Origin of the sequence: Streptomyces sp. NPDC004629, from assembly GCF_042873595.1 — a bacterium.
Lineage (GTDB): Bacteria > Actinomycetota > Actinomycetes > Streptomycetales > Streptomycetaceae > Streptomyces.
This window is the reverse complement of the sequence record NZ_JBIALO010000006.1, coordinates 22829-48714: the sequence shown is the minus strand read 5'-3', so window position 1 is coordinate 48714 and position 25886 is coordinate 22829. Positions and strand designations below refer to the sequence as shown.

Below are 25886 nucleotides of genomic sequence, written 5' to 3'. Positions count from 1 at the left end.
TGTTTGAATGAAACGAACGTATGAGTGAAACGAACGTGTGAAAGAGGGCTGTCATGAAGCTGCTCGTGTACGGCGCCGGGGTTTGCGGCAGCCTGTTCGCCGCCCGCATGCACGAGGCCGGCCACGACGTCTCGCTCCTCGCCCGGGGCGAGCGCCTGACCGCCCTGCGCCGGCAGGGAGTGCAGCTCGCCGAGGAAGACGGCCCAGCTGTCAAACGGGTGCCGGTACCGGTGATCGAGCACCCGGACGGCGGGTACGACCTGATCACCGTCTTCGTCCGCACCCACCAGGTGGATGCAGTGCTGGAATCACTCGCTGGTGTCCAAGGTGACGTGCTGTTCCTGCTCAACTGGGCAGCAGGACCGGAGACGCTGGGCGCGGTGATCGGCCACGCACGGGTGCTGCTCGGCTTCCCCGCGACCGGCGGCACGATGGACGGCGACGTGGTCCGCTACCGCAAGAGCAATTTCATCACCCGCCGGGTCGCGATGCCGATCGGCGAGCCCGACGGCCGTACCACCCCGCGACTGGTACGGATCGTGGAGACGTTCCGTACCGCCGGGATCAACGCCAGGGCCGAGCCGCAGATGGATGCCTGGCTCAGGACACACGCCGCGTTCGAGGTCCCGCTCGGTCAGGCGGTACACGCGGCGGGCGGCCCGGTAGCACTGGCCGACGCCCCGGATGCGGTCCGCGGCATGCTCCACCTCATACGGCAGAACCTCGCCGCGATGGAGACCCCGCCGGTACCTCGCGCCTTCGCCGCGTTGCGGGCTCTGCCGCAAGGGCTCCTTGCGGCCGTGCTCCGGCGCTTCCTGAAGAGCCCGACGGCCGTGCACAGCGGACTCAACGACCCCTCGCCCGTCACGGCGGCCGAACTCAAGCGGCTGGCCGAACAGCTCCGTGCCCCTGCGGGAGCCCGGCGGCGAGACGTGCCGCCGGGCCCACTGGGTCAGAACTGCGCCTGTTCGTAACCAAGCTCAAGCAAGGCGGTGCGGAGCTTTACTGCTGCTTCATCCAAAGCCGAATCCTCCTCCGGCTTCGCCTTGCTGAAATCGAAGTCGGACATGTCCCAGACGGGAGCGACGTGTATGTGCAGATGCGGCACTTCGAAGCCCGCGACGACGAGGCCGGCTCGCGGGGCATCCCAAGCCCGCTGCACTCCTTGACCAATAGCCTGGGCCACCTCAAAGCAACGCGCCAGGAGGGCCCCGTCGGCATCTGTCCACCGGTCGACCTCACGCCGGGGCACAACAAGAGTGTGGCCAGGCCGCAACGGCGCGATGCTGAGAAATGCGGTGATTTCCGTATCTTGCCAGACAAAGCGCCCAGGCAACTCACCGGCGATGATACGAGAAAACAAAGTAGCCATACGAAGGATCGTGTCACACGAAGCGGACGTCCGCGTCTAACCACCTTGGGAAGCAATTGAGTTGAGGACAGGCCGGGCGGGTCGGTCGCTTCGAGGAGCGGTCGGAGACGAGGCCGGCGATCGCGGCGTGGATTTCGACGTAGGCGTCGCGTCGTCCGGTGTATCGCTCAATGGGCGGCCAGCACCAGTCCCAGACCGATCAGTGCCGGAACGGTCTGCACGAAGAGGATTTTCCGGCTGGCCGTGGCGGCACCGTACGCACCGGCCACGGCCACGCACGTCAGGAAGAACACCTGCGCCTGGAAGCCCACCGGGTCGGACGCCACCACACCCCACACCAGCCCGGCGGCGAGGAAACCGTTGTACAGCCCCTGATTGGCCGCGAGCGCCTTCGTCTCGGAGGCGAACCCGACGCTGGTCCCGAAGGCGGCCCGGGCCCGCGGACCGGTCCACAAGAACATCTCCAGGACCAGAATGTAGACGTGGAGCGCGGCGATGAGCAGCACCACAACGGTTGCGATGATCGACATGGGCAACAGACTCACATACAACGCCGCACCCCGCTCGGCCACCAGCACGCCGACGCGCAGCGCCCCGCACTCAATTGCCTCCGAGGTCGTAAGGGGATCCGGAAACAGCTTCTCTATACGGCTGGAAACGGCTTGCCGTCTGCACCTACCGCTCTTTTGCCGGCCCCTTGACGTACGGGAAGTGCGAGCGGCACCCGCCCGCCCACGCCCCGTGCCTTCTTGCAGAGGCCGCCTTGAGGGGCTACCAGTGTTGCCCGGCGCTGGGACCACGTGGCCTGGAGCGTGCCGCCTCCGGGGTTCGCCGACGGTTCCCCCGGAGGTGTCCCTCGTTCAGGCCTTGGCCGCTGCGACCTCTCGAACTCGGCCGGCGAGTTCTTTCACCGTACGGGACGTGGCGTACGGGGTGAGATCCGTGCGGAGGGTGGCGAAGTGGTCGTCACCGCGGATGGACGAGACGTGTTCGTACTCGTCGAGGAAGCGGCTCCAGGACTGGCATGCGGCGTCCAGGTGCCCGTACTTGAGCTGCCGTTGGGCGAGTACCGCGTAGGCGTGCACGCGGCCCTGCCGCTCCTGGGCCGGCTGGAGCCGGATGGACTGCTTCATGGCCTTGATGCTGCCGCAGAGATCACCCTCTTCCATCAGCACGTGGGAGACGTGGAAGAGATAGGCGGTCCGGTCGTAACCGCCGATTGCGTCGCGCCGGTTGTCGGCTTTGCTCAGCGCTGTCTCGGCTTCGCGTAGGCGGGTGTGGGCCTGGTGCCGGTCGCCGACCATGGATGCCGCGTGGGCCTGCTGTCCGCGCAGGAACGCGACCAGACGAGGACCGGCGGTCGGTGCCGCCTCGGCCGCAGAGTCCGCCAGATCGAGCGCCATCCGCCCGCGTCGGAGGTTCGACGCTTGCAGCGACATGCCGCGCAGCGTGCGGCAGTAGGTGACGTGATCGCCGGCTTCGTCAGCGAGTTTGAGCGCCTTGACGTAGTAGGTCTGTCCCAGACCGTGGGCCTTCTCGTACATCGCCATCCAGCCCGTCAGGTATGTGAGGTCAGACGCGGCGGCGAGCATGTCCCGCTTGACCGGCTCGGAGGCCTGCGCCCGCAGCCATGGGCCCACGGTGTTGACGAGGAAGGCGGCTGCCGTGGGGCGGGCGTGGCCTGCGCCGAACTCGTCGAGAATGTCCGCGATCCTCGCTGTCATGGACCGCACGGAGGCGACTTGGGATGCACCGATCCGGGTCGTCGCCTTGCCCGGCGTGACCGGACTGTCGGCGGCCCGTGCGGTCCGCTGGAACGCGGGCACGGACAGCGCTGCTGAGAAGAGAGTCGCGGCCAGAACTCCGCGACGGGATGGATCCATATCCGCCTTTCCCAGATCGATCAACTCCTCAACAGTGTCGACTGGTTGAGAGCCGTCGCCGGACACGGCGGGCTGAGACCGGCTTCCCCGTGGGTCACCGGACGCCCTAGACGAGCGGACAGGGCTTCCAGGATCAGGGGCCTGACCTGAGGCTTCGGTGGCGTACCGGCAATCCAGTGCGCGACGGCAGTCCGGTCGTAGGTGAGTTGCAGCCCGGCTTGCGGGCCGAGTCGGTTGACTTGCTGTGCCAGTTGCGTGCGCGTCCATCGTGCCTGCTCAAGCAGCTTGTCCAAGGCAAGGTTGGGCGTGCGGTTTCTCGTGGCCATGTACTCACTCCCGACAGCTCCATGGCGTTCACGGTGTTCACGGTCGCACCTGTCTCCAACGGTACCCGCAGTGCGTAGTCGGGCGATTACCTCTTACGAGTAATCAGAATCGTCTCGGCCAGGGGAGCAATGGTGGCCAGCGCACAAGCACTGAAACGAGATGTCTCCGTGCTGGAGGCTGACCAATGACGGGCCCAGAGAGACACCCAAGGGCGCGAGCCGGGGTGCTGGTGCCGAGGCGGCAGGTGTCCGTGCAGACCGTGGCTTCCTGGCTGCTGATCTCTGCCGTGGAGAGCGCTGACCGGGCCTGGAACGACTGGGCTACGGGCGGTATCGCGCTGTTGCGGTGCGGTGGCTTGTTCGCCGCGGTACGCATGTCCGCCGGGGTCGTGCACGCCGCGGCCGGCTCCGATGAGCCCGAGCCGGTGTGTGGTTTCCTCGACGAAGCTCTCCACGGCGGCCCCGTTTTCACCGACCAGCTCAGCAGCCGGTACTACGCGCTCGTGCCGCCGAGCACAGCGCAGCGGCCGGAGTGGACGGACGGGCGGCATGGGGGCGCCGAATGCCTCGGCGTCGGCTCCTACCTCGGCGTGCCGTCACCGACGCTCGATGAGGAGCACGGCCACCGTTCCTACTGGTGCGTGCCGATGAGGGGACCCGGCAACCTGTGCACTGCCGACGCGGTTTCGCAACTCGTCCTGTGCGGCCGCTACCGGCTCGCGATCGGGGCCGCATCGTGACCGCGGCAGGCGACCAGACCGACGCCAAGACGCTCGCGCTCTTCGGGCCCCGTTCAACCCCCCGCGCGGAGGCGATCACCGCCGCTCCGGGGCCGATGCCGTGGCTTACGGCCACCGGCCGTCTGGAACACGTCCTCACGGCATGGGCCGGCACCTGGCGGAGGTTCCCACCGGTATCGGCGTCCTTGGCCCGCGCGGCGCGGAGTTCATTCTTGAACGCGGCTCCGCGTCCGGCTGGCATGGGCCCGACTCCGGCCTGCTGCCCCGCGGGACGCTGGTCCTCCTGCCGCTGCCTGCCATTCATGCCCCGGAACTGGTGCCGGCTCGTCCCGTCCTGCCCCGGAGAGGGCCTGGTTCTGGCCGTCCTCATAGGTGCCCTCGTGGCCGGTATGGGCCGTTGACCCCGTGACCGGCTCCGGTCGCTCGCGCCTCAGGGGGCGGCCGGAGCCCCATAGCGCCCGCCGGCTTCCCGCTCCCGGCTCTCCCCCGCGGGGCCGGTGGGCCCGGTCCGGCACACCCGGCCCCGCGATGCCGTGCGGTGTGCCGGGCCGTCACTCTCGTTTCGACAAAGGAAGGTTCTCGATCGTGTTGCCTCCGGCACCGCCAGGCGTCGTTCCGTACATCGCCGGATGGAGTGAGGAACGACTCCTGACCCGCCCGCTCGTCCGCCGCCGCGTGGGCCCGGGGATCGCGTACGCGGATGAGACGCCGTACGACCGGGACAGTTTCGGTGTGCTCTGGGTCCGGTACGCCCTGCGGCCGAAGCAGCGCAGGGGCAGCCCGCAACTGCGCAACGTCCACCCCTACCGGCAGCGTCGCGCGATGCTGAACATGATGTGCCAGGTCTGCTCCCGCGTGCCGCCGGATCCGCACGGCCCGCACCTGTTTCTCCTGCGGGACTCCTGCGGTGCGGTCCGGGAAGGGGAGCGGACGACGAGTCCGCCGGTGTGCGTGCCGTGTGCCGGGATCTCCATCCAGCTCTGCCATGCCCTGCGGGGTGGGCGGTTTGTGCCGGCGTGGGCGAGGCGCGTGCCCGCGTGGGGTGTGGTCGGTCCCCTTCACCATCCCGTGACGCTTCAGCCGGTCCCGGGGTGTCACATGGAGCAGGTGAAGTACGGGTCGGAGTGGGCGCCATGGGTCCGGGCCGCCCGCACGATGGTGGAGTTGCGCGGAGTGACACCGGCGGACCTGGACCGCGAGTTCGCGGCCCTCGGCCGTGACCGCCTGAAGGAGGAGTTCGCCCGGGTCGCGGAGCTGATGGCCGTATGAAGACTCCACCACCAAGGCGGCGGCGGTGCCGGTCCGGCGGGAGACCCCGGCCGCCCCCGCCTGCTGTGACTGAACACACAGTGCGGGTCACGGTCGGCCACGCTCAACGCCCTGCTGTATCGCCCTCTCCGCGTGGATACTCGGGTCATGGAGTTCGCCGTCTTCATGACCTTGCCCGGACTGGTCATCCTGCTGACCGTCGTGGCCTTCGTGGATCAACTGCTGCTCCGTGCCGGGCGGGCAGGCCTGCTGCCATGGCGGAACAGCGCCCGACAGGGCCAGATTTCGGCGACCGGATTCGAACAGCTCCACGCGAGCTTCTCGCCGGGGAAGCAAAACGAACTCAAGGAGCGGCAGTCGGCCCTGGTCATGCGCGACGACGAGGAGGACGGGGCGCCGCCGAACCGGACGACGATAGACCTGGCTGGAGGAGTCGCGGTCGTCAGGATGCCGAACGCCGGCCAGTAGAGGGCCACCCGCTACGCGTGGTACGCGCTCATCCTTCATCGGGGCACGGGCACGGGCACGGGGCGGCGCGCCGGAGCAGCTCTTGGAGCGCAGCCTGCGCTTGGCCCTGGAGGAACGGGGAGCCCACTGACACCCCGGACCGAGGGCGTGTCATCACGCTGCCGCCCGTTTCCGGTTCGCCCGGCGGACGGCGCGGAGACCTTCCCAGCCGAGCCTGAGGGCCAGGAGCGGCATGAAGATCATGAGCGCGAGCCCCAGCAGGACGAGCAGGCCGTACCCCATCCTGTTGCCCGTCACGGAGTGCGTGCTCGCCGTCTCGGGACGCCCCGGCAGGTAGTGGACGCGGATCGTGTCGCCGACGTCCGCGTCGCCGCCTTCCCAGAACTGGTACGCGGTCCCGTCGGCGGTGGTGAAGCGCACTTCGATCCGCTTGGTGCGGCTTCCCTGGGGCCCGGCCACCTCGTCCTTCGCCAGGACGGTCCCGTCGACCGACCGTCCACGCGCCGCGACCGCGGAGGCGTCGTGCAGCCCGTCCAGCCCGCTGACGGCGAATCCGTACCCGAGGACGGCGAGCAGCGCCGTCACGGCCGCCAGGGCCACCCCTGCCGCGACCTTCCCTGCGACGCGCGCCCCCGCACCGACCCGGCGCGACCGCATCCGCACGCTCACCGGCTCCGACCCGACTCTTGAGCCACGGCCCCTCCTGCCCCACCTCGCCCCGGGCGGCCTCGGCCGCGCCCCCCCGGGTGTTCTCCTCCCCGCCGCGCAGAGCTTTATCCGGGAAATCCCGTGCGTTCTGCGCCGGCCGTCTCACATGACCTCGTCGTGGGCGGGGCCCCGGAGGGCGATGAACGTCAGAGCTGCTGCCGCCGCCGTGGCCGCCGCCAAGGTCAGGGTGAGGGGGAGGGAGCGGGGCGGCAGGGTGGCGGCGAGGGCCGCGCCCAGGGCGAAGGCGGTGATCTTCAGGCTGGCGCCGGTCGTGAAGACCTGGCCGCGCAGGTGATCCGGCGCCTCCTGGTGGCGCACCGCGAACAAGGCGGTCAGTGCCGGTCCTTCGGCCAGTCCCGTCAGGATCGCGGCCGTCACCAGCAGCGCCGGGCCGCCGGACGCGGTCAGCGAGAGCGCGGCCAGGGCCGGCGCCGACGCCTGGACCAGGGCGGTGGTCCACAGGACCGTGTCGGGGGCCACGGCGCGCGGGAAACGGGCGAGCAGGAGGTTGGCGGCGAGGGCGCCGGCCGCCGCGCAGGACAGCAGCGCCGCGCCGCGGCCGGCTCCGCCGAGGACGCGTTCGCCGAGCAGCGGGAGACAGGCCGTCAGCATGCCCTGCGCGACGCAGCAGACGACCGAGACGAGGGTGGCCCGGGCCAGCCGGCGGCTGCCCACCACGGCCCGTATACCGGCCGTGAGGTCGCCGGGCAGGGAGGCGGCCGGCGGGCCGTGCGCCGCAGCGGGACGGGCGGGCAGCAGCCACGCCGCGGGCACCGCCGCACCGATCAGCGCAGCGGAGACCAGGACGGCCGTCGGCGCCCCCAGTGCCGCCGCCGTGCCGCCCGCGAGGGCGGGCCCGGCCAGGCTCGCCGCGCCGAACGTCATGGCGTCGAGCGCGTTCGCCCGGGGCAGACGGTCGGCCGGTACGACGTGGGACAGCTGGGCGGTCCAGCCGCCGGACAGCGCCGGGCCCAGCAGCCCGGTGGCCACCGCGAGCAGCACGCTGAGGGCGAACGGAAGCCGGCCGAGCCCCAGCAGGACAAGGGCCAGGCCGGCGGCGTACAGCACGAGCGCCGCGGCCAGCAGCCGGCCGGGCCGCGCCGCCCGGTCCAGGAGCGCGCCGAGCACCGGGCCGCCCACGGCCGCGGCGACGGTGATGCCGGCGAGCAGGGCGGCCCCGGCGGCGGCCGATCCGGTCAGGGCGAGCCCCGCCAGCATCAGCGCGGGCCCCGACATCTCGTCCCCGGTGCGGGCCGCCAGCGCCCCGGCGTGCGGGGAGACCGTTCCCCAAACCGTTCTCCGGACCGTTCTCCAGGTCGTTGCCCAGGCTGCTCCCCAGGCCGTTCTCGCGGCCGTTCCGAGGCGGGCCTCACCACGCGTCGCGTAACGCTCTGTCATTCGCGGGACGTTACGCAGGTAACGTAAAACTCTGCAATGTGCGTTACATTCGACCTGTGTCCGACACCCCCGACGACTGGTCCACCCGGCACTCCGTGCTGACCACCGCGCGCCGCACCGCCGCCCTGGTCAACGCGCTGGCCCCGGACGCCCCCGACCCCGCCGCCGTCGCCCGGGTGCTCCGCGACCACGGCGAGGACGGCCCCCTCGACCTGACGCGGCGGGACGTCGACCGGATGCGGGTCGCCGCCGCCCGGCTGCGGGAGGTCTTCGCCGCCGCGGACACCGACGCCGCCGCCACCGCGCTCAACCGCCTCCTGCGCGCGCACACCGGACGGCTCCGGCTCACCTCGCACGGCGGCGGCACGCCCTGGCACCCGCACCTCGACCGTGCCGACGACGGCCCCTGGGACGAGTGGTTCCTCGCCTCGTCCTGCATGGCCCTGACCGTCCTCGTCTGGGACCGCCAGCGGCCGCCCGGCGCCGTCTGTGCGTCGCCCGCCTGCCGCAACGTCTTCATCGCGCAGGGCAGCGGCCCGGAACGCCGCTACTGCTCCCGCCGCTGCGCGACCCGCGAGCGCGTGGCGGCCCACCGCGCCCGCGCCGCCGCGGCACCGGACGCCACCGACCAGGCCAAGGGCGCGTTGCCACGACCGGCCCAGCGCGGTCCGTCTCCGGCCGGTTTCGCCCATGTAGCGGAACGGTCATGGAACGGGGCCCACCGTGGCCGGGAATGAGGCTGCCCGTTAGCGTGTTGCGCAGCACGGCTAGGGAAAGATCCTCCCCAGGTACTAGGGTCAATCCTTTGCCAACCTATTACTCTTGCAGCCAAGGCCGCGCAGGGCGGCCATGGAGGAGTGAAATGAGGAGCAGCAACCCGGTCTTCTCGCGACGGGGGTTCAGCCGCGACAACGGCTACGCGGGCTTCAACACCGCGCCGCAGGCCGGGTACGCGCCGGGCAACCCCTACGCCCAGGGCGGCAACCCGTACGCGACGAACCCCTACGCCCAGCAGGACCAGCAGTACGGCGCCCCGCCGCAGGCCCCGGTCACCACCGACCGGATGACGATGGACGATGTCGTCCTGCGCTCGGCCACCACGCTCGGCGTGGTCGCCGTCGGTGCCGTCCTCGCCTGGACCCTGCTGCCGGTCTCGTCCGGCAGCTTCGGTCTCGCGATCGGCGCCGCGCTGGTCGCGATGGTCCTGGCGCTGGTGCAGAGCTTCAAGCGCACCCCGTCCCCCGCGCTGATCCTCGGATACGCCGCCTTCGAGGGCGTCTTCCTCGGCGTGATCAGCGAGATGTACAACAGCCAGTGGAGCGGCGCCCCGTTCCAGGCGGTGCTCGGCACCATGGCGGTCTCGGGCGCGACCCTGCTGGTCTACAAGGCCGGCTGGATCCGGGTCACCGCCCGCTACGCCCGCATCGGCCTCGTGATCGCGATGGCGTTCGTGGCGGTCATGGCGGTCAACCTGCTCCTGGTGGCCTTCGGCGTCGCCGAGGACGGCGGTCTGCGCAGCCTCGGCCCGCTCGGCGCGATCGTGGGCATCATCGCGATCCTGCTCGGCGCGTTCTTCCTGACCCTCGACTTCAAGCAGATCGAGGACGGCATCGCCTACGGCGCCCCGCGCAACGAGGCGTGGCTGGCCGCGTTCGGTCTGACCATGACCCTCGTGTGGATCTACGTGGAGATGCTGCGGCTGGTCGCGATCTTCAGTAGCAACGACTAGCCGACCGCACGGCTGGTCGGCCGTACGTCGACACGCGAGCCGTACGTCGGCACGCGAAGGGCCCCGGGTTCGTCCCGGGGCCCTTTCGACGTTCCGGATGTGCGCGCCTAGAGCAGTTTGCGCGCGGCCCTCCTCAAGTCGTACTCATGGACAAGCGCCTTGGCGTGGCCGTACGCGAGGTTGTGCTCCTGGCGGAGCCAGCTGACCTTCTCCTCGAAGCGGAAGAAAGCGGGGCCTTCCTCGACGGTGCGCAGCCAGTCGGAGACTTCACGACCGGTGCAGTGGGGGATGCGGGCGAGCAGATTGCGATGGGTCTCTTCGGAGAAGACTTGGGACATCGGCGCCTCCGGACGCATTCGAAGCCGGTCCTTCACGTCACCGTGCCTGAGCGTTGGCGTGTTGGCAACACTCCAGGTAGGACGCGTTACGCTCACCGCGTGGTTGATACGACGCCCCTGACCCGTGCAGTGGATCACTTCGCCGACCGTTTGCGGGCGGCTCCGCAGAGCCGGTTGCAGCGCAGCGCCGCCGCCGAGGCGCTGGGTCTGGCAAGGGAGTTGGCGGTGCGCGCGCAGCGGATCGAGGACCCCTCGGCGGAGCCGCGGCAGATGCCGGACGCCGGTATGTTCGCCGCCGCGGACCAGATCACCGTGGCCGGGCACGATCTGGCGCTCGTGCTGACGAGCGAGGCGGAGGTGGCGGAGGCGGTCCGCCTGGTCGACGAGGCCCGGCAGCGCGCGGGCGTGTGAGCGGCGTACGGCACTCCGGCTTCGCCGGGCTCGTCGCCGTACCGCCCCGGCCCGGCGGAGCCGTGTGCGCACCCGCCTGCCGGTTCTACGAGGCGTTCCGCACCCGGAGGACCGGAGGACTACGAGGACTACAGGGACGCTATGACCCGGTCGGCCAGGATGTACACGGTCTCCTCGCCGCACGCGAAGGTCAGGGTGTACGCGCCCGAGATGCCGGAGCCGCCCAGCAGGACCGGGGCCACGCCGCAGCGCAGGAACGCCGCCAGGCGCTCCGCGGTCTCGCGGTGGCCCGGGGTCATGCACAGGGTCGTGCCGTCGGCGAAGACATAGACATCGAGCGTGCCGAGGGGGCCGGGGCGGACGTCGGTCAGTTCGACGCCGGACTCGGCCAGCTCCTCCAGCGTGGACACGGTGCGCTCGTGGTCGTTGACGACCGGTGAGTGCACCGGCACGAAGTCCGGATGCGAGGGGTGCCGGCGGCGGGCCGCGGCCAGCTCCGGGGACTCACCGGCGAACTCGTCGGTGTCCGTCGCAGGCTCGGTCACCGGTTCGGCGACCGGCTCCAGGCCCGCGAAGTCCGCCTGCCGGGGCAGAAACGGTTCGCTGTCGGCCAGGCCCAGCAGCGAGGGCGCGTCGGAGGCGTCCCGTGCCTCCTGGGCGGCCCAGAAGGCACGCGCCTCGGCCAGCTCCCGCTCCCGTTCCTCGGCGAGCGCATCGGCGACGGCGGCACGTATCTGCTCGGTGTCGGTGCGGGCGCCGGGCAGCAGCGCACGTGTGGCGGCTGCCTGGCTCTCCGCGAGCTGGCTGTGCAGGGCCGTGACCTGGCGGCGCAGGACGAGCACAGTGCGCAGGACGGCGATGCCCACGGCGCCCGTGGCGGCCGTGGTGAGCAGCAGGGCGATCGGCATGGCGCTCACTGACGTACTCCCGGTTCAAAGTCGACCCCCGACTTCCTACATCAGCTTGAAGGGTGGACTAACCAGCTGTCAGTGCGTAACGTCACGAAACGGACGGCACTTTGGGTCTGGGGTATACCTCCACAACCGCTCTGACCTGCGAGATATCTCCCGGAAGGGAGATAGGTCACATCCTGAGTGAGATTGGATCACAAATCGACCCGGCGTTCGGAACATCCTCGAACACCGGGTCCATGCAGTCACGTTGAGTCCCTGGTCGGTCACCGTGCGGGACCGGCCGTGTGTTCAGCTGAGGCGTTCGATGACCATGGCCATGCCCTGGCCGCCGCCGACGCACATCGTCTCCAGGCCGAACTGCTTGTCGTGCCACTGGAGCGAGTTGATGAGCGTGCCGGTGATGCGGGCGCCGGTCATCCCGAAGGGGTGACCGACCGCGATGGCGCCGCCGTTGACGTTCAGCCGGTCGAGGTCGATGCCGAGTTCCCGGTAGGAGGGGATCACCTGGGCGGCGAAGGCCTCGTTGATCTCCACCAGGTCGATGTCGTCGATGCTCAGGCCGGCGCGGCGCAGCGCCTGCCGGGAGGCCTCCACCGGGCCGAGGCCCATGATCTCGGGCGACAGCCCGGAGACGCCGGTCGACACGATCCGGGCGAGCGGGGTCAGGCCCAGCTCGCGGGCCTTGGTGTCGGACATGATGACGACCGCGGCGGCGCCGTCGTTCAGCGGGCAGCAGTTGCCGGCGGTGACGAGGCCGTCCGGGCGGAAGGCCGGCTTGAGGCCCTGCACGCCCTCCATGGTCACGCCCGCGCGCGGACCGTCGTCCTTGCTGATCACCGTGCCGTCGGGCAGCGTCACCGGGGTGATCTCACGCTCCCAGAAGCCGTTCTTGATGGCCTCCTCGGCGAGGTTCTGCGAGCGGACGCCGAACTCGTCCATCTCGCGGCGGGTGATGCCCTTGCGGCGGGCCAGGTTCTCGGCGGTCTGGCCCATCGCGATGTAGGCGTCGGGGACAAGGCCGTCCTCGCGCGGGTCGTGCCAGTTCGTGCCCTCCTGCTCGGCGACGGCGGCGGTGCGCGCCTCGGCCTCGGCGAAGACCGGGTTGTGGGTGTCCGGCCAGTTGTCGGAGTTGCCCTTGGCGAACCGCGAGACCATCTCGACACCGGCCGAGATGAAGACGTCGCCCTCGCCGGCCTTGATGGCGTGCAGGGCCATCCGGCTGGTCTGCAGGGACGAGGAGCAGTAGCGGGTGATGGTGCAGCCGGGCAGGTGGTCCATGCCCATCAGTACGGCGACGATCCGGCCGAGGTTGTTGCCCTGCTCGCCGCCGGGCAGGCCGCAGCCGAGCATGAGGTCGTCGATGTCCTTCGGGTCCAGTTCGGGGACCTTCGCCAGGGCGGCCTGGATGATCGTGGCGGTGAGGTCGTCCGGGCGCAGTTCCTTCAGGGAGCCCTTGAAGGCGCGGCCGATGGGGGAGCGGGCGGTCGAGACGATGACGGCTTCGGGCATCACGGCTCCATTGGCGTACGGATGGGCAGGGCTGCTTGGGAAGCTACCCGTCCGTACCGTCACGGTCACCGGTGGCGCGGTGTGACACAGACCGCAGTTTCCTAAGCGCTTGCTTTCCGCCTCGTCTCGGCTTGACCCGGGCCTCTGCGCTTGCGGGCCGTGCTCGGGCCCTCCGGCCGTGTCCCGGCCGGGTGGTACGGCGCTGCGCGACCCGTGCGCCGGAGCGGGGGACGCCCGCGCCGGTGACCGGGCAAGCGGCGGTGTCCCGATGGCGCCGATGCACCGGGGAATCCGTCACGGATCACCTGATGACCACCCAATGTCACTCTCCTTGTGCTTACCGTGAAAGGTGCCGCACGCACGACTCCCGAGGAAGCGTCATGGTCCCGAACCGCAGGGCCTTCCTGACGGCCACCGCCGTCGGCGCGCTGGCCGCCGCCCCCGCGACACCGGCGGCGGCCACGCCCGGCCCCCCGTCCCGTCCCCCGCGCACCGCGCCCGCCGCCCTGGACGCACTCCTCGCCGGCAACCGTCGCTACGCCGCCGGCCGCCCCCGCCACCCGCACGGCGACCGCGGACGGCGCCGCGTGCCCGCAGCCGAGCAGCGCCCCTTCGCGGCGGTCGTCGGCTGCGTCGACTCCCGCGTGCCGCCGGAACTCGTCTTCGACCAGGGCCTCGGTGACCTGCTGTGCACCCGGACCGCCGGCCAGGTGCTCGACGAGGCGGTGCTCGCCTGCGTCCAGTACGGCGTGGAGGAACTGCGCATCCCCCTCGTGCTGGTCCTCGGGCACGAGCGCTGCGGTGCCGTCGCCGCCACCCTGGAGCACCTGCGAACGGGCGCGCCGGTGCCGGGGCATCTACGGCTGCTCGTCGGCGAGATCATCCCCGCGGCGCGCCGGACCCGGGCGGTCCCCGGCGACTGGGCCGAGCACACCATGCGCGCCCACACCGCCTGGGTCCGGGACGCGATCCGCGCGGACCCGGCGTTCGCTCCGGCGTACGTCGTGGCGGCCCGCTGCGACCTCGGCACCGGGCTCGTCTCCCTGCTGCCCTGACACCCCGCCCTGAGGCCGCTGTCCTGACGCCAAGAGGGGGGCTAACCCCAGTGCGGCGGGCGACCCGGCCCCCTACGGTGCCCGTATGACCGGAATCGAGGCGCGGGACGCCGACCTGAAGAAGGAACTCGACGCCACCCTTCAGGCGCGTCGGGAACTCGGCGAGGAGTACGAGTCCGCGCTGGTCGACTCGTTCCTGGAGAAGGTCGACCAGCGCATCGACGGCGCGGTGGAGCGCCGGATGCGCAGACAGCTCGCCGAACAGCAGATGCAGGTCGCGCGGGGCTCCCGGTCCCCGAAGCCGACCGACTCCTGGGGGGAGCGGTTCGGGTTCGGCATCGTCTCGATGGTGCTGGCGATCCCGTTGTCCGCGATCGGCGGTGCCGTCGGCCATCTGCCCGGTCTGGTCGTCACCTGGGTGGGCATCGTCGGCGTCAACACGGTCCAGGCCGCCCGCACCACCCCGGGCCTGTTCGGCCGGCTGCGCCACCGCGCGGGCTCGTCCCCCAGGGACGACGCCTGGGAGGAGTGACGGCGGGCCGGGGCGTACCCCGGGTCACGACGACGCACCGGGCACGCGCGAAGCAAGAAGCGGACCGGCACCCCCGGGGAAGGCGGACAGGTACGCCGGAGGCAACAGGCGCACCGGGCATCCCGGAGGTAAGAAGCGGGCCGGGTAACCCCGGAGGAAAGAGGCGGGCCGGGGCAGGCCCGGAGAGAAGTGTGCGCGGGGACCGCCGCACCCCCGTTGCCGGGGGGCGGGACGACGGCGGTCCCCGCGAGGGACGCGGGCCGGGTCAGGCCGGGCTTGCGCGTCCGTGGCGTCCATGGAGGTCCGGGAGCCGCTCCGGAGGTCCTTGGCGCCGTTCGGCGCCGGCCGGGGCGGGGAGCCGCTCCCGCCCTGCCGACACCCACTAATGTGCCGGACGCGTGTTAAGCGGGTGCTGCGTGCACGTGACGCGCTCGTACCACTTGCGAAACGGCTGCGAAGCCGCCGGACACCGCACGTTCGCCGCGGACACCGGCGGTTCACCGGAGATTCGCTACTGCTTTCCGCCCTTGGCGAGAAAAGCCAGCAGGTCCTGCCGGCTGACCACGCCGGTCGGCTTGCCCTCGACGAGGACGATCGCCGCGTCCGCCGCGCCGAGCACCGACATCAGGTCGGCGACCGGCTCGCCGGATCCGACCTGGGGCAGCGGGGCGCACATGTGCTTCTCCAGCGGGTCCTCCAGCGAGGCCCGCTTGCTGAACAGGGCGTCGAGCAGTTCCCGTTCCACCACCGAGCCCACGACCTCCGCGGCCATCACGTCGGGGTGGCCGGCGCCCGGCTTCACGACCGGCATCTGGGAGACGCCGTACTCGCGCAGCACCTCGATGGCCTGGCCGACGGTCTCGTCCGGGTGCATATGGACGAGTGAGGGGATGTGACCGCCCACCTTGTCGTTGAGGACGTCGCCGACCCGGGCGCTCGGGCCCTCGTCCTCCAGGAAGCCGTAGTCGGCCATCCACTCGTCGTTGAAGATCTTGCTGAGGTAGCCGCGGCCGCTGTCGGGCAGGAGGACGACCACGACGTCGTCCGGGCCCAGCCGCTCGGCCACCCGCAGCGCGGCCACCACCGCCATGCCGCAGGAGCCGCCGACCAGCAGGCCCTCCTCCTTCGCCAGCCGGCGGGTCATCTGGAAGGAGTCCTTGTCGGACACGGCGACGATCTCGTCGGCGACGGTCCGGTCGTAGGCGGTCGGCCAGAAGTCCTCACCGACGCCCTCGACCAGGTACGGGCGCCCGGAGCCGCCGGAGTAGACGGAGCCCTCCGGGTCGGCGCCGATCACCTTGACCCGGCCGTCGCTGACGTCCTTCAGATAGCGGCCGGTGCCGGAGATGGTGCCGCCGGTGCCGACGCCCGCCACGAAGTGGGTGATCCGGCCGTCGGTCTGCTGCCACAGCTCGGGCCCGGTCGAGTGGTAGTGGGAGAGCGGGTTGTTGGGGTTGGAGTACTGGTCCGGCTTCCAGGCCCCGGGGGTCTCGCGCACCAGCCGGTCGGAGACGTTGTAGTAGGAGTCCGGGTGCTCGGGCGCCACGGCGGTCGGGCAGACGACCACTTCGGCCCCGTACGCCCGCAGCACGTTGATCTTGTCGGTGCTCACCTTGTCCGGGCACACGAAGATGCACCGGTAGCCCTTCTGCTGGGCCACGATCGCCAGACCCACGCCGGTGTTGCCGCTGGTCGGCTCGACGATGGTGCCCCCCGGCTTCAGCTCCCCGCTCTGCTCGGCGGCCTCGATCATGCGCAGAGCGATGCGGTCCTTCACGCTGCCGCCCGGGTTGAAGTACTCCACCTTGGCCAGGACGGTCGCCCGAATGCCCTTGGTCACGCTGTTGAGCCTCAGCAGCGGGGTGTTGCCGACGAGGCTGATCATCGAGTCGTGGAATTGCACCGTTGTCTCCGGTTGCTTGCACAAAGAAGTGGTCGTACTGGTTCCGTCAGCCTAAGGCCAGCGGCCCCGCCCGGGCTGGCGTTCACTCGCTGTTGAGATTGGCGGACAGGCAGTACGGGGCAAGGAGTGGATGTAGGGCTACGAGGAGGTGGCGGCGACGCATGACGAGCATGTCGAGGGCGAGGGTGGCCCGTCGGATCGCGGCCGGCGCGGCGTACGGCGGCGGCGGAGTCGGGCTGGTCGGCGCGGCCGCCGTCGGCCTGCTGCTGGCCGAGGTGCAGCTGGCCAAGCGGCACGTGGGCAACGGCACCGCCGACCGGGTCCCGTCGGCGGAGGGAGAGTACGGCCGGGCCTACGAGGTGCCCGGTGAGCCACCCCTGCGGCTGGCCATGCTCGGGGACTCCACGGCGGCGGGCCAGGGCGTGCACCGGGCGGGCCAGACCCCGGGCGCGCTGCTGGCGTCGGGCCTTTCGGCCGTGGCCGAGCGTCCGGTGGAGCTGCGGAACGTCGCCCTGCCGGGGGCCCAGTCGGATGACCTGGACCGTCAGGTGAGCCTGGTGGTGGCCGTGGGCGCGCCGGTACCGGACGTGTGCGTGATCATGGTCGGCGCGAACGACGTGACCCACCGGATGCCGCCGACGCGTTCGGTCAGGCATCTGTCGGGGGCGGTACGGCGGCTGCGCACGGCCGGTGCCGAGGTCGTCGTGGGTACCTGCCCCGACCTCGGCACCATCGAGCCGGTGCAGCAGCCGCTGCGCTGGCTGGCGCGCCGGGCCTCGCGGCAGCTGGCGGCGGCCCAGACGATCGGGGTGGTGGAGCAGGGGGGCCGCGCGGTGTCGCTCGGCGATCTGCTCGGCCCCGAGTTCGCGGCGAACCCGCGCGAGCTGTTCGGACCGGACAACTACCACCCGTCCGCCGAGGGCTACGCCACGGCCGCGATGGCGATACTGCCGACGGTGTGCGCGGCCCTCGGCCTGTGGCCGGCGGACGAGGAGCGCCCGGACGTGTCGCGGCGCGAGGGGTTCCTGCCGGTGGCCCGTGCGGCGGCGGAGGCCGCGGACGAAGCGGGCACCGAGGTCACCGCGGCCATGCCCACGGGGCCGCGGGGGCCCTGGGCACTGCTCAAGCGCCGCCGTCGGCGCCGGCTCACCGAACCGGAACCGGCGTCCACCCCCACCGCCCAGCCGTCCTGACAACCCCACCAAGCCGTATCGGGCCATCCGGGGTGCCCCGGTTGTGGCTCTGGTGCGGCGCCGACCGGCCCACGCCGCGTACACGGGGTCGCGAGGTAGCCGCGCTGCGTGGGCGGGGTCGCGGTGTGGCCGGGCCGAGTGGGCGGGGTCTTGGAGTAGCAGGGCCGAGTGCGAGGGGTCGCGAGGTAGCCGCGCTGCGTGGGCGGGGTCTTGGAGCGGCCGGGCCGCGGGGCCGTGGCCGCGACCGGCCGCGCCGCGTACGCGGGGTCGCGGTGTGGCCGGGTGGCGTGGGCGGGGTCTTGGAGTAGCAGGGCCGAGTGCGAGGGGTCGCGAGGTAGCCGCGCTGCGTGGGCGGGGCCGCGGTGTGGCCGGGCCGTGTACGAGGGGTCGCTGGGTGGCTCAGGCCGCGTGCGCAGGGTCCCTGGGGCGGCCCCGGCCGCGTGCAAGCTCGCGGGGTGGCTGCGTCGCGTACGCAGGCCCGCGGGATAGCTGCGCCCTGTTGCGCGGGGCCCCAGGTGTAGTCCGGGCCGCTCCCGGGGATGGCCGCGCCGCGTGCGCCGAGTCTCGTGTAGGCGGGTCGCGGGCGCGGCGTGCCGGGACAGTCGGGCCGACCCCGCGGGCTCGCGGGGTCGTTGGGTAGCCCCGGTCATGTACGCGGGACCGTGGGATGGCCGCGCCGCATGCACCGAGACCCGTAAAGCCGGGTCGCGGGCGCGGGGCTCCGGGGAGCACGGCTGGGATCAGCGGGTGTGCCTTGCCCGGCTGTATACGGTCATGCAGAGTTCTTGGTGTGTGAATAGGGCGCCCTGTGCTCCGGCGTCGATCGGCGTCCGGGTCCGAGGGAGTCCGAGTCTTATGGTCATCTGGAGGGGGAGCACGTGATGAGCGTGACCGACAGCCCTGCGACCCGCCTGCAGGCGCTCTTCGAAGGGCACCGGCTCACGCCGACCCAGCGGCGCATCGCGCACAGCATGGTGCGGCGGGCCGCCGACGTGCCGTTCCTGTCCAGCGTGGAGCTGGCCGAACTGGCCGGGGTCAGCCAGCCGTCGGTGACCCGGTTCGCGGTCGCCCTCGGCTTCGACGGCTACCCGGCCCTGCGCAGGCACCTGCGCGACGTGGTGCCCGCCGAACCGGCCCCGAACGCGGCGTCCCACAACGAGTACCAGCAGGCCGTCGAGGCGGAGATCGAGAACCTGCGGCATCTGGCGGAGGTCCTCGCCGACCCGCGGCCGGTGCACAAGGCGGGCCGCGTCCTGGCCGCCTCCCGGCCGCTGCCGGTGCTCGGGCTGCGCGCGGCTGCCGCGCAGGCGTACGGCTTCGCGTACTTCGCCGCCAAGGTGCACCCGGACGTCCGGCTGCTCGACGAGGGCGGCACCATGATCCAGGACCGGGTCGACGCGGCCGTCCGGGCGGGCGCGAGCGCGCTGCTGTGCTTCGCCCTGCCACGGCACCCGCGCGAGGTCGTGGACACCCTGGCATACGCCAAGGCCGCCGGGCTGACCGTGGTCACCGTCGCCGACTCGGCGTTCGCGCCCGTCGCCCGCCACAGTGACCTGCTGCTGCCCGCCGCCGTCGGCACGGGCCTCGCCTTCGACACCGCGTGCGCGCCGATGCTGCTCGGGCGGGTGCTGCTGGAGGCGATGTGCGACGACCTGCCGGACGCCCAGGCGCGGCTGGAGGAGTTCGACACGAAGGCGGCGGCACGCGGGCTGTTCGTGGAGTGACCTGCCGCTCTCAGACTTGTCTCACGTTGTCCCGTTACCGTGCCTGCGCGCAGGCACTCGAAGCAGCCGGAAGACGGGAGGCCGGACGTGGCACGCGGAGGACATGGAGGACATGGAGGACAGGGCCTGGCCCGAGTGGCCGTCGTGGTGCGGGCCGGGGCGGCACCGCTGTGGTGGCTGGGGGTGTGCGCGGCCGGCATCGGCGTGCTCGTACCGGGTGTGACCGGGCGCCGGATCGGCGTGCTCGGCGGGGCCGCGCTGTTCATCCTCGGCGCCGCCGTCGTGGCCTACACCCGGCGCCGCCGCTACACGGCCCTCGCGGTCGGCGTGGCCCGCGCCGGCCGGCACGATGTGCTCCAGGACCGGGCGGTGACGGTCCGCGCCTGGCGCCGCGGCCACCGCTGGTGGCTGCTGCTCGCCTTCCTCGCCGCGCTCGGCAGCGCGTTCGCCGTGCCCGCGGCCGGCGGCATGCTGCTGGCCGGGACCGGTGCCGGGCTGCGGCTCAAGGCCGCTTGGCTCGGGCGGCGGGAGCGGGCCGGGGACGCGCTGCTGTGGGTGCGGGTCGACTGGCTCGACGGGCGCGGCGGGCGCCCGGCCGGCAAGGCCGTCAGGGCGTACCGGGGCACGGGCATCGCGGCGGGCGACGCGGCTCCGGGAGGGGCGCGCCGCCGCACCGCGGCACTCGTCTGACCGGGGCCTCCTCAGACCTCCAGGTCCTGCTCTATCTTCTTCAGCTGGTGCCGGGCCATCGCGAGGTTGGCCCGGCCGGAGTCCAGCACCAGATACAGGAACAGGCCGTTGCCGCCCCGCCCCTTGAGCAGCCGGATCAGGTGGTACTGGTTGCTCAGCGTGATCAGGATGTCCTCGATCTCGCTCTTCAGGCCCAGGTGCTCCATGGTGCGCATCTTGGCCCGGATGACGTCGGTGTTGCCGGCGGCGGCCACGTTCAGGTCGAAGGTCTTGCTGCCGCCCATCGTGCCCAGCGCCATCCCGCTGGTGTAGTCGACCAGTGCGACGCCGGTGGCGCCCTCGATGGAGGTGAGCGCCTCTTTCAACGCTGTTTCGGTGTTGGCCATGGCGGTGGTTCCTTTCGTCAACTGTCGGTTGCGGTGCGCGCGTCGGTCATGGCGGCGCCCTGGGCGCGCGCGGTTCTGGTACGTGCGGCGGCGGTACGGCCCGCTGCCGGTTTCCCGGCCCGCTCCGCCGCGGCGCTCTCCGCGGCGTCGACCAGCTCGCCGATCCGGGCGGCGGCCCGGCGGCCCTCCAGGTGCAGCCGGCCGACGTTGACCCGGTCCTGGGTGAGCAGGGTGAGGACCGCGGTGCGGCCCGCCGCATAGGTGGCGACATAGCCGCCGGAGCCGCGCACGAGCAGTTCCCGCAGCTCGCCCTGGCCGGTCGCGTCGGCGAGCCGCACGGCGACGCCGAGCGCGGCGGCGGTGAGCGCGGCCAGGCCCTCGGGATCGACGCCCGGGGTGTCATGGGCGACGACGAGACCGTCGACGCCGGCCGCGAGTGCGCCGGTGAGCTGGGGGACGCGGGTGCGCAGTCGACGCAGCTCGTCGAGGATGTCCGACTCGGCCGCCATCAGGTGTCTCCTCTCGGTGGGACGGTGCCGTTCAAAGGGCCTCCAGCGCATCCCTGAGCCTCTTCAGCAGCGCGATGTCGGGGTCGGTGACCTCGGGGGCGGGTGGGGGAGCGGTGGCCGTCGAGCGACCCGGCGACAGCAGCCCGGCCGCCGCCAGCCGTCGTACGTCCACCAGGGTGTGGAACGCGTGTCTGCCCAGTTCACGGGCGATCTCGGGGGCCGTGCGGACGCCGTCCGCGCGGTCCAGCACCGCCCGCCCGCGCGGCGTGAGAGGCGGGGCCGCGACCGGGTCGGCCCGGATCAGCGGCGCCTCGTCGACGGCCGGGTCGGGCCAGATGCGGTGCAGCAGCAGGCGGCGGCGCAGCGTCTCGCGCTCCAGCGCCGTCACGGGGACCGGACGCAGCGGTCCGGGCCGGGCCACGGCCTCGTAGCGGAAGCGGCCCGGGGCGCTGCTGGGGGCCAGCGCGAAGTACCCGGCGTCGTACAGCGCGCCCAGGTGGCACAGCTCCAGCGCGCCCGTGGTCAGCCGGCCGGCGTCGAGCAGCAGCCGGACGGCGCCGTGCGGGTCGGCGGCCCGTTCCGCGGCCTGCCGCCACACGGCCTCGTCGAGCGTGCCCCGGGCGGTGAGGAGCACATCGAGACCGGGCGCGAAGGGACTCTCCGCGTGGATCACCCGGCCCTCGTGCAGCAGCAGCGTGCCGTGCTCGCGCACGAGCACCCCGGTGGCCCGCTCGTCGGCGAGCCGGGTGAGCATCGGGGACAGGGCGCCGTGGGTCCGCTCCCAGGCGGTCGCCCCGTTCCGCACGGGCAGCGGCGGTGGCGGTATGGCGACCACGGTCATTCCAGCACCAGTCGGCCGGCCATCTCGCCGAGCCGGATACGGGCGAGCGCGAGGTTGCCGTCCTCGCGGGCCAGCCACAGGTGCAGGAAGACGGTGCTGTCGAAGGGCGTGTCCACGAACCGCAGCAGGTGGTAGCTGTCCCGGTTGCTGACGATCAGGTCCTCGACCGGGGGGCGTTCGCCGCCGGGGTCGTCGGCGGCGGCGAACGCCCCGTGCTCGGCGGCCAGCCGGGCCAGCTCGGCGGCCTCCGCCGCGGATGTCTCATGGTCCTCGCCGGGGGCCTCCCCGACGGTGCCCAGGGCCAGTCCGCTCGTCCAGTCGACCAGCGCGGCGCCCCGGGCACCGGGCAGTCGCATGGCTTCCAGTAGGCACTCGTCGATTCCGGGCACCGTGGCTCCCCTCCCGCCTGGGACTCCGGCTGAGTGACGACGACACTACGCGCGGTGTGCGGGACGGGTGAGGCTTCTGGCATTTTCCTAAGGAACATGCGGCCGATGAACTAGGGTGACTCAACTGTGGTGCGCCGCGAGGCCATGGCCACCGTGCCCGGGGGTGCGTCAGGGGTGCTCGGGTGCCCGGAGGGTGGTGAGTGCGGCGGCGTGCGACCCTCCCGATTCGGCCACGATCTCCTCGATCGTCTGCGGCGCCCGCACCGTCGCGAAGGCCACCTCGCCCGTGCCGTCCGGCGCGAAGCCGTACACCCCGGGCCGGGCCAGGGAGTTGTACGCGTAGTGGTGGGCGAAGTAGTAGGCGCCCGTGTCCAGCGCCGCCGCGTAGTCCCCCTGGTCCAGCAGGGGCAGCGCACGCCCCTCGGCCAGCAGGTCGCCGGAGAAGCAGGCCGGCCCGGCCACGTCCTGCACCACCTCGGGCCCGGCCTTGGGCCGTCCCTTCGCGTCGTACGCGGCGATCCTGAGCGGCCACGCCGTCGGCGCGTACACCGTCCGCGTCGCCAGCTGCACGCCCGCGTGGGTCACCGCGACCCGTCGCCCGCCGGCGCTCTTGGCGTACTCCACCCGTGCCACGACGGTGCCGTGCTTGGCCAGCAGCGACCGCCCGAACTCGGTCACCAGCCCGTACCGCCCGTCGAACAGCCCCGGCACGGCCTCCCGCAGCACCCGGGCGTACCGCGCGTAGGTCGGAGCCGTCGCGTCCGACTCGAAGTTCACCGGCAGTCCGCCGCCGATGTCGAGCGTGTCGATCTGCCGCCGCCCGGCGCGCCCGTTGATCTCCTCGGCCAGCGCGTACGTCTCCGCCACGCCCTGCGCCAGCAGCGTCAGCGGGATGCCCTGCGAGCCGGTGTGCGCATGCAGCCGGGTCAGCCACGGCCGGTCCAGGAAGGCCCGTACGACCCACTCGCGGGCGCCCTCGTCGCGCAGCGCCACCCCGAACTTGGAGGTCGCCGTCGCCGTCGAGGTGGCCCCGATGGAACCCCCGCCGATCTGCGGATTGACCCGGATGCCCAGCCGGGAGCGGGTGGGCGCCGACCGCACCAGGCCGTCGATGCGGTCCAGTTCCTGTGCGTTGTCCGCGTTGACCGCGATGCCCAGCGCCAGCGCCTCGCGCAGTTCGGCGGGCGTCTTGGCGGGCGAGTCGAGCACGGTGCGCTGCGGCGGAACGCCGGCCGCCCGCGCCAGCGCCAGCTCGCCCGCGCTGGCCACCTCCGCGCCGATGCCCTCGCCGTCCAGCAGCCGCACGACGGCCACCAGCGGCGTCGCCTTCACGGCGAAGGCGTGCAGCACCGGCGTGCCCGGTGCCACCACCGCGTCGAACGCCGCCCGCAGTGCCGCCGCCGAGTCCCGGATGCCGGTGACGTCCAGCAGTCCGACGACGGGTGCCGTGGGCCCGAGCAGCCCCTGCGCCACGGCGGCCCGCACCGCCTGGTCCCGCCGGCCGGCCCGGCCGTCTCCGTCCGCCGCGTGTCCGCGCGCCCCCTCGCGCATCTCGTCGTAGGTCCCGTCCGTGTGCGCGTCTTCACCGGTGTCCACGGCGCCCCCCGTCCAGTCGTTGCCTGAGCCCATGCGTCCAGCCAAACATCCGTGACGCCTCCCGCGGTGGCCCGCCCCCGTATTGACTAGTTCTATTCATGGCGCCAGGATGTGAATAACCACAGCAACATGTCGCAGGACCCGCCGGGAGCGATCCGCTAGGAGGCACACCATGTCAGGACCCCGCGCCGTACGAGCGCCCCGCGGTACGGAACTGAGCGCCCTGGGATGGCAGCAGGAGGCCGCCCTGCGGATGCTGCAGAACAACCTGGACCCGGAGGTCGCCGAGCACCCCGACAAGCTCGTCGTCTACGGCGGCACCGGCAAGGCCGCCCGCGACTGGCGCTCCTTCGACGCCATGACCCGCACCCTGAAGACCCTCAAGCAGGACGAGACCATGCTCGTCCAGTCCGGCCGCCCGGTCGGCGTGATGCAGACCCACGAGTGGGCCCCGCGCGTCCTGCTCGCCAACTCCAACCTCGTCGGCGACTGGGCCAACTGGGAGGAGTTCCGTCGTCTGGAGGCCCTGGGCCTGACCATGTACGGCCAGATGACCGCCGGCTCGTGGATCTACATCGGCACCCAGGGCATCCTCCAGGGCACCTACGAGACCTTCGCCGCGGTCGCCGCGAAGAAGTTCGGCGGCACCCTTGCGGGGACGATCACCCTGACCGCGGGGCTCGGCGGCATGGGCGGCGCCCAGCCGCTCGCCGTCACCATGAACGACGGCGTCGTCATCTGCGTCGACTGCGACCCGCGCGCCATCGAGCGGCGCATCGAGCACCGCTACCTCGACGTCCGGGCCGACTCCGTCGACCATGCCCTCCGCCTGGCCGTGGAGGCGCGCGACGCCCGCCGCCCGCTGTCCATCGGCGTCCTCGGCAACGCGGCCGAACTGGTCCCGGACCTGCTCGCGATGAACGCCCCGATCGACATCGTCACCGACCAGACCTCCGCCCACGACCCGCTGGCGTACCTGCCGGTCGGCATCGCCTTCGACGACATGGCCTCCGCCGCCGCCAAGGACCCGGCCGGCTTCACCACCCGCGCCCGCGAGTCCATGGCCCGGCACGTCGAGGCCATGGTCGGCTTCCAGGACGCCGGCGCGGAGGTCTTCGACTACGGCAACTCGATCCGCGGCGAGGCGCAACTCGCCGGATACGACCGGGCGTTCGCCTTCCCCGGCTTTGTCCCCGCCTATATCCGCCCGCTGTTCTGCGAAGGCAAGGGCCCCTTCCGGTGGGCGGCCCTGTCGGGTGAGGCGGCCGACATCGCCAAGACCGACAAGGCGATCCTGGAGCTGTTCCCGGAGAACGAGTCCCTGGCCCGCTGGATCAGGATGGCCGGCGAGCGCGTCCACTTCCAGGGCCTGCCCGCCCGCATCTGCTGGCTCGGCTACGGCGAGCGCGACAAGGCCGGCGAGCGCTTCAACGACATGGTGGCGTCCGGCGAACTGGCGGCCCCCCTCGCCATCGGCCGCGACCACCTCGACTGCGGCTCCGTCGCCTCCCCGTACCGCGAGACCGAGGCCATGCTCGACGGCTCCGACGCGATCGCCGACTGGCCGCTGCTGAACGCCATGGTCAACGTGGCCTCCGGCGCCTCCTGGGTCTCCATCCACCACGGCGGCGGCGTCGGCATGGGCCGCTCCATCCACGCCGGCCAGGTGACGGTGGCCGACGGCACGAAGCTCGGCGGCGAGAAGATCCGCCGCGTGCTCACCAACGACCCCGGCATGGGCGTCATCCGGCATGTGGACGCGGGCTACGACAGCGCCGAGTCGGTGGCCGCCGAGCGCGGCGTGCGGGTGCCGATGCGTGAGGGTGACGACGCGTGAGCCGGGATCCGGGCGGGCAGGGCGGCCTTCCGGCGGGCGCCGAGGACGCGTCGCCGTCCACGGGTGCGGCCGTGCCCACCTTCCCCCAGGAATCCGCGACAAGCACGGGTTCGGGCGGGTCCCCGGCCACCCCGCGGCACGACGGCCCACGGCCTCGCGGGGCCGC

Annotated in this window: 25 protein-coding genes and 2 pseudogenes; 13 read left to right on the top strand and 14 right to left on the bottom strand. The window is 72.2% G+C overall.

Going from position 1 to position 25886, the window contains the following annotated elements; translation table 11 throughout:
- Window positions 1–53 precede the first annotated feature (53 nt).
- Window positions 54–974, top strand: a complete 921-nt coding sequence (locus ACFYTE_RS10745) for a ketopantoate reductase family protein (protein WP_388707720.1) — start codon at window positions 54–56, stop codon at window positions 972–974.
- On the opposite strand, the gene ACFYTE_RS10740 is transcribed toward ACFYTE_RS10745, so the two are convergent.
- From ACFYTE_RS10740 to ACFYTE_RS10730, 3 genes and pseudogenes are all read right to left on the bottom strand, one after another.
- Window positions 953–1372, bottom strand: a complete 420-nt coding sequence (locus tag ACFYTE_RS10740) for an HIT family protein (protein ID WP_388707717.1) — start codon at window positions 1370–1372, stop codon at window positions 953–955. The genes ACFYTE_RS10745 and ACFYTE_RS10740 overlap by 22 nt on opposite strands.
- 167 nt (window positions 1373–1539) lie before the next feature.
- Entirely contained in the window at window positions 1540–1902 is a 363-nt protein-coding gene (locus ACFYTE_RS10735; protein ID WP_388707715.1) for a DUF1304 domain-containing protein, read from the bottom strand.
- Between the two features lie 330 nt (window positions 1903–2232).
- Window positions 2233–3581 (bottom strand): annotated as a pseudogene (locus ACFYTE_RS10730) (hypothetical protein).
- Between the two features lie 251 nt (window positions 3582–3832).
- On the opposite strand from ACFYTE_RS10730, the gene ACFYTE_RS10725 reads away from it, so the two are divergent.
- The 3 genes from ACFYTE_RS10725 (at window position 3833) to ACFYTE_RS10715 (ending at window position 6058) form a co-directional block, all read left to right on the top strand.
- Window positions 3833–4321 carry a hypothetical protein gene (locus ACFYTE_RS10725; RefSeq protein ID WP_388707712.1) on the top strand — a complete coding sequence of 163 codons (489 nt, stop codon included), beginning with the start codon at window positions 3833–3835 and terminating at the stop codon, window positions 4319–4321.
- Window positions 4322–4906: 585 nt separating this feature from the next.
- Window positions 4907–5590 carry a hypothetical protein gene (locus ACFYTE_RS10720; RefSeq protein ID WP_388707710.1) on the top strand — a complete coding sequence of 228 codons (684 nt, stop codon included), beginning with the start codon at window positions 4907–4909 and terminating at the stop codon, window positions 5588–5590.
- A 147-nt stretch (window positions 5591–5737) separates the two neighbouring features.
- The gene (locus tag ACFYTE_RS10715) at window positions 5738–6058 is read left to right on the top strand and encodes a DUF6191 domain-containing protein (RefSeq protein WP_388707708.1); all 321 of its coding nucleotides are present in this window, start codon (window positions 5738–5740) and stop codon (window positions 6056–6058) included.
- A 153-nt stretch (window positions 6059–6211) separates the two neighbouring features.
- On the opposite strand, the gene ACFYTE_RS10710 is transcribed toward ACFYTE_RS10715, so the two are convergent.
- Together ACFYTE_RS10710 and ACFYTE_RS10705 are read right to left on the bottom strand one after the other, a co-directional pair.
- Window positions 6212–6658 carry a DUF3592 domain-containing protein gene (locus tag ACFYTE_RS10710; RefSeq protein WP_388707705.1) on the bottom strand — a complete coding sequence of 149 codons (447 nt, stop codon included), beginning with the start codon at window positions 6656–6658 and terminating at the stop codon, window positions 6212–6214.
- Between the two features lie 210 nt (window positions 6659–6868).
- Window positions 6869–8002: an MFS transporter gene (locus ACFYTE_RS10705; protein ID WP_388707702.1), complete on the bottom strand. Its 1134-nt coding sequence runs from the start codon at window positions 8000–8002 to the stop codon at window positions 6869–6871.
- A 200-nt stretch (window positions 8003–8202) separates the two neighbouring features.
- On the opposite strand from ACFYTE_RS10705, the pseudogene ACFYTE_RS10700 reads away from it, so the two are divergent.
- Both ACFYTE_RS10700 and ACFYTE_RS10695 read left to right on the top strand, forming a co-directional pair.
- A pseudogene (locus tag ACFYTE_RS10700) lies at window positions 8203–8772 on the top strand (CGNR zinc finger domain-containing protein); the annotation flags it as partial.
- Window positions 8773–9026: 254 nt separating this feature from the next.
- Complete coding sequence (locus tag ACFYTE_RS10695; protein WP_388707699.1) at window positions 9027–9893, top strand: Bax inhibitor-1/YccA family protein; 867 nt, start codon at window positions 9027–9029, stop codon at window positions 9891–9893.
- Window positions 9894–10000: 107 nt separating this feature from the next.
- Here ACFYTE_RS10695 and ACFYTE_RS10690 read toward each other — a convergent pair whose 3' ends face one another.
- Window positions 10001–10231 carry a DUF4287 domain-containing protein gene (locus ACFYTE_RS10690; RefSeq protein WP_388707697.1) on the bottom strand — a complete coding sequence of 77 codons (231 nt, stop codon included), beginning with the start codon at window positions 10229–10231 and terminating at the stop codon, window positions 10001–10003.
- 99 nt (window positions 10232–10330) lie between these two features.
- On the opposite strand from ACFYTE_RS10690, the gene ACFYTE_RS10685 reads away from it, so the two are divergent.
- Window positions 10331–10642 carry a hypothetical protein gene (locus ACFYTE_RS10685; protein ID WP_388707694.1) on the top strand — a complete coding sequence of 104 codons (312 nt, stop codon included), beginning with the start codon at window positions 10331–10333 and terminating at the stop codon, window positions 10640–10642.
- Window positions 10643–10770: 128 nt separating this feature from the next.
- On the opposite strand, the gene ACFYTE_RS10680 is transcribed toward ACFYTE_RS10685, so the two are convergent.
- The gene (locus ACFYTE_RS10680) at window positions 10771–11559 is read right to left on the bottom strand and encodes a hypothetical protein (protein ID WP_388707692.1); all 789 of its coding nucleotides are present in this window, start codon (window positions 11557–11559) and stop codon (window positions 10771–10773) included.
- Window positions 11560–11844: 285 nt separating this feature from the next.
- The gene (locus ACFYTE_RS10675) at window positions 11845–13065 is read right to left on the bottom strand and encodes an acetyl-CoA C-acetyltransferase (RefSeq protein WP_388707690.1); all 1221 of its coding nucleotides are present in this window, start codon (window positions 13063–13065) and stop codon (window positions 11845–11847) included.
- Window positions 13066–13445: 380 nt separating this feature from the next.
- On the opposite strand from ACFYTE_RS10675, the gene ACFYTE_RS10670 reads away from it, so the two are divergent.
- Together ACFYTE_RS10670 and ACFYTE_RS10665 are read left to right on the top strand one after the other, a co-directional pair.
- Window positions 13446–14120 (top strand): carbonic anhydrase, encoded by a 675-nt coding sequence (locus ACFYTE_RS10670; RefSeq protein WP_388707687.1) that lies wholly within the window; start codon window positions 13446–13448, stop codon window positions 14118–14120.
- Window positions 14121–14205: 85 nt separating this feature from the next.
- Window positions 14206–14652, top strand: a complete 447-nt coding sequence (locus ACFYTE_RS10665; RefSeq protein WP_388707685.1) for a hypothetical protein — start codon at window positions 14206–14208, stop codon at window positions 14650–14652.
- A gap of 511 nt (window positions 14653–15163) precedes the next feature.
- On the opposite strand, the gene ACFYTE_RS10660 is transcribed toward ACFYTE_RS10665, so the two are convergent.
- Entirely contained in the window at window positions 15164–16555 is a 1392-nt protein-coding gene (locus tag ACFYTE_RS10660; protein WP_388707682.1) for a cystathionine beta-synthase, read from the bottom strand.
- Between the two features lie 161 nt (window positions 16556–16716).
- Here ACFYTE_RS10660 and ACFYTE_RS10655 point away from each other — a divergent pair, with 161 nt between their 5' ends.
- The 3 genes from ACFYTE_RS10655 (at window position 16717) to ACFYTE_RS10645 (ending at window position 20162) form a co-directional block, all read left to right on the top strand.
- Entirely contained in the window at window positions 16717–17748 is a 1032-nt protein-coding gene (locus tag ACFYTE_RS10655; RefSeq protein WP_388707680.1) for an SGNH/GDSL hydrolase family protein, read from the top strand.
- A gap of 881 nt (window positions 17749–18629) precedes the next feature.
- A complete protein-coding gene (locus tag ACFYTE_RS10650) occupies window positions 18630–19472 on the top strand; it encodes a MurR/RpiR family transcriptional regulator (protein WP_388707677.1) in 843 nt (280 codons plus the stop codon).
- Between the two features lie 87 nt (window positions 19473–19559).
- A complete protein-coding gene (locus tag ACFYTE_RS10645) occupies window positions 19560–20162 on the top strand; it encodes a hypothetical protein (protein WP_388707675.1) in 603 nt (200 codons plus the stop codon).
- 11 nt (window positions 20163–20173) lie between these two features.
- On the opposite strand, the gene ACFYTE_RS10640 is transcribed toward ACFYTE_RS10645, so the two are convergent.
- The 5 genes from ACFYTE_RS10640 to ACFYTE_RS10620 form a co-directional block, all read right to left on the bottom strand.
- Window positions 20174–20548: a hypothetical protein gene (locus ACFYTE_RS10640; RefSeq protein ID WP_388707673.1), complete on the bottom strand. Its 375-nt coding sequence runs from the start codon at window positions 20546–20548 to the stop codon at window positions 20174–20176.
- Window positions 20549–20565: 17 nt separating this feature from the next.
- Window positions 20566–21057 (bottom strand): roadblock/LC7 domain-containing protein, encoded by a 492-nt coding sequence (locus ACFYTE_RS10635; protein WP_388707670.1) that lies wholly within the window; start codon window positions 21055–21057, stop codon window positions 20566–20568.
- Window positions 21058–21088: 31 nt separating this feature from the next.
- Window positions 21089–21898, bottom strand: a complete 810-nt coding sequence (locus tag ACFYTE_RS10630) for a transcriptional regulator (RefSeq protein WP_388707667.1) — start codon at window positions 21896–21898, stop codon at window positions 21089–21091.
- Entirely contained in the window at window positions 21895–22287 is a 393-nt protein-coding gene (locus ACFYTE_RS10625) for a hypothetical protein (protein ID WP_388707664.1), read from the bottom strand. Before ACFYTE_RS10625 ends, ACFYTE_RS10630 begins: the two co-directional genes overlap by 4 nt.
- Before the next feature lie 168 nt (window positions 22288–22455).
- Complete coding sequence (locus ACFYTE_RS10620) at window positions 22456–23838, bottom strand: diaminopimelate decarboxylase (RefSeq protein ID WP_388708352.1); 1383 nt, start codon at window positions 23836–23838, stop codon at window positions 22456–22458.
- Between the two features lie 217 nt (window positions 23839–24055).
- Between ACFYTE_RS10620 and hutU the strand changes: the two genes are divergently transcribed.
- Window positions 24056–25720 carry a urocanate hydratase gene (hutU, locus tag ACFYTE_RS10615; RefSeq protein ID WP_388707661.1) on the top strand — a complete coding sequence of 555 codons (1665 nt, stop codon included), beginning with the start codon at window positions 24056–24058 and terminating at the stop codon, window positions 25718–25720.
- The last annotated feature ends 166 nt before the right edge of the window (window positions 25721–25886 follow it).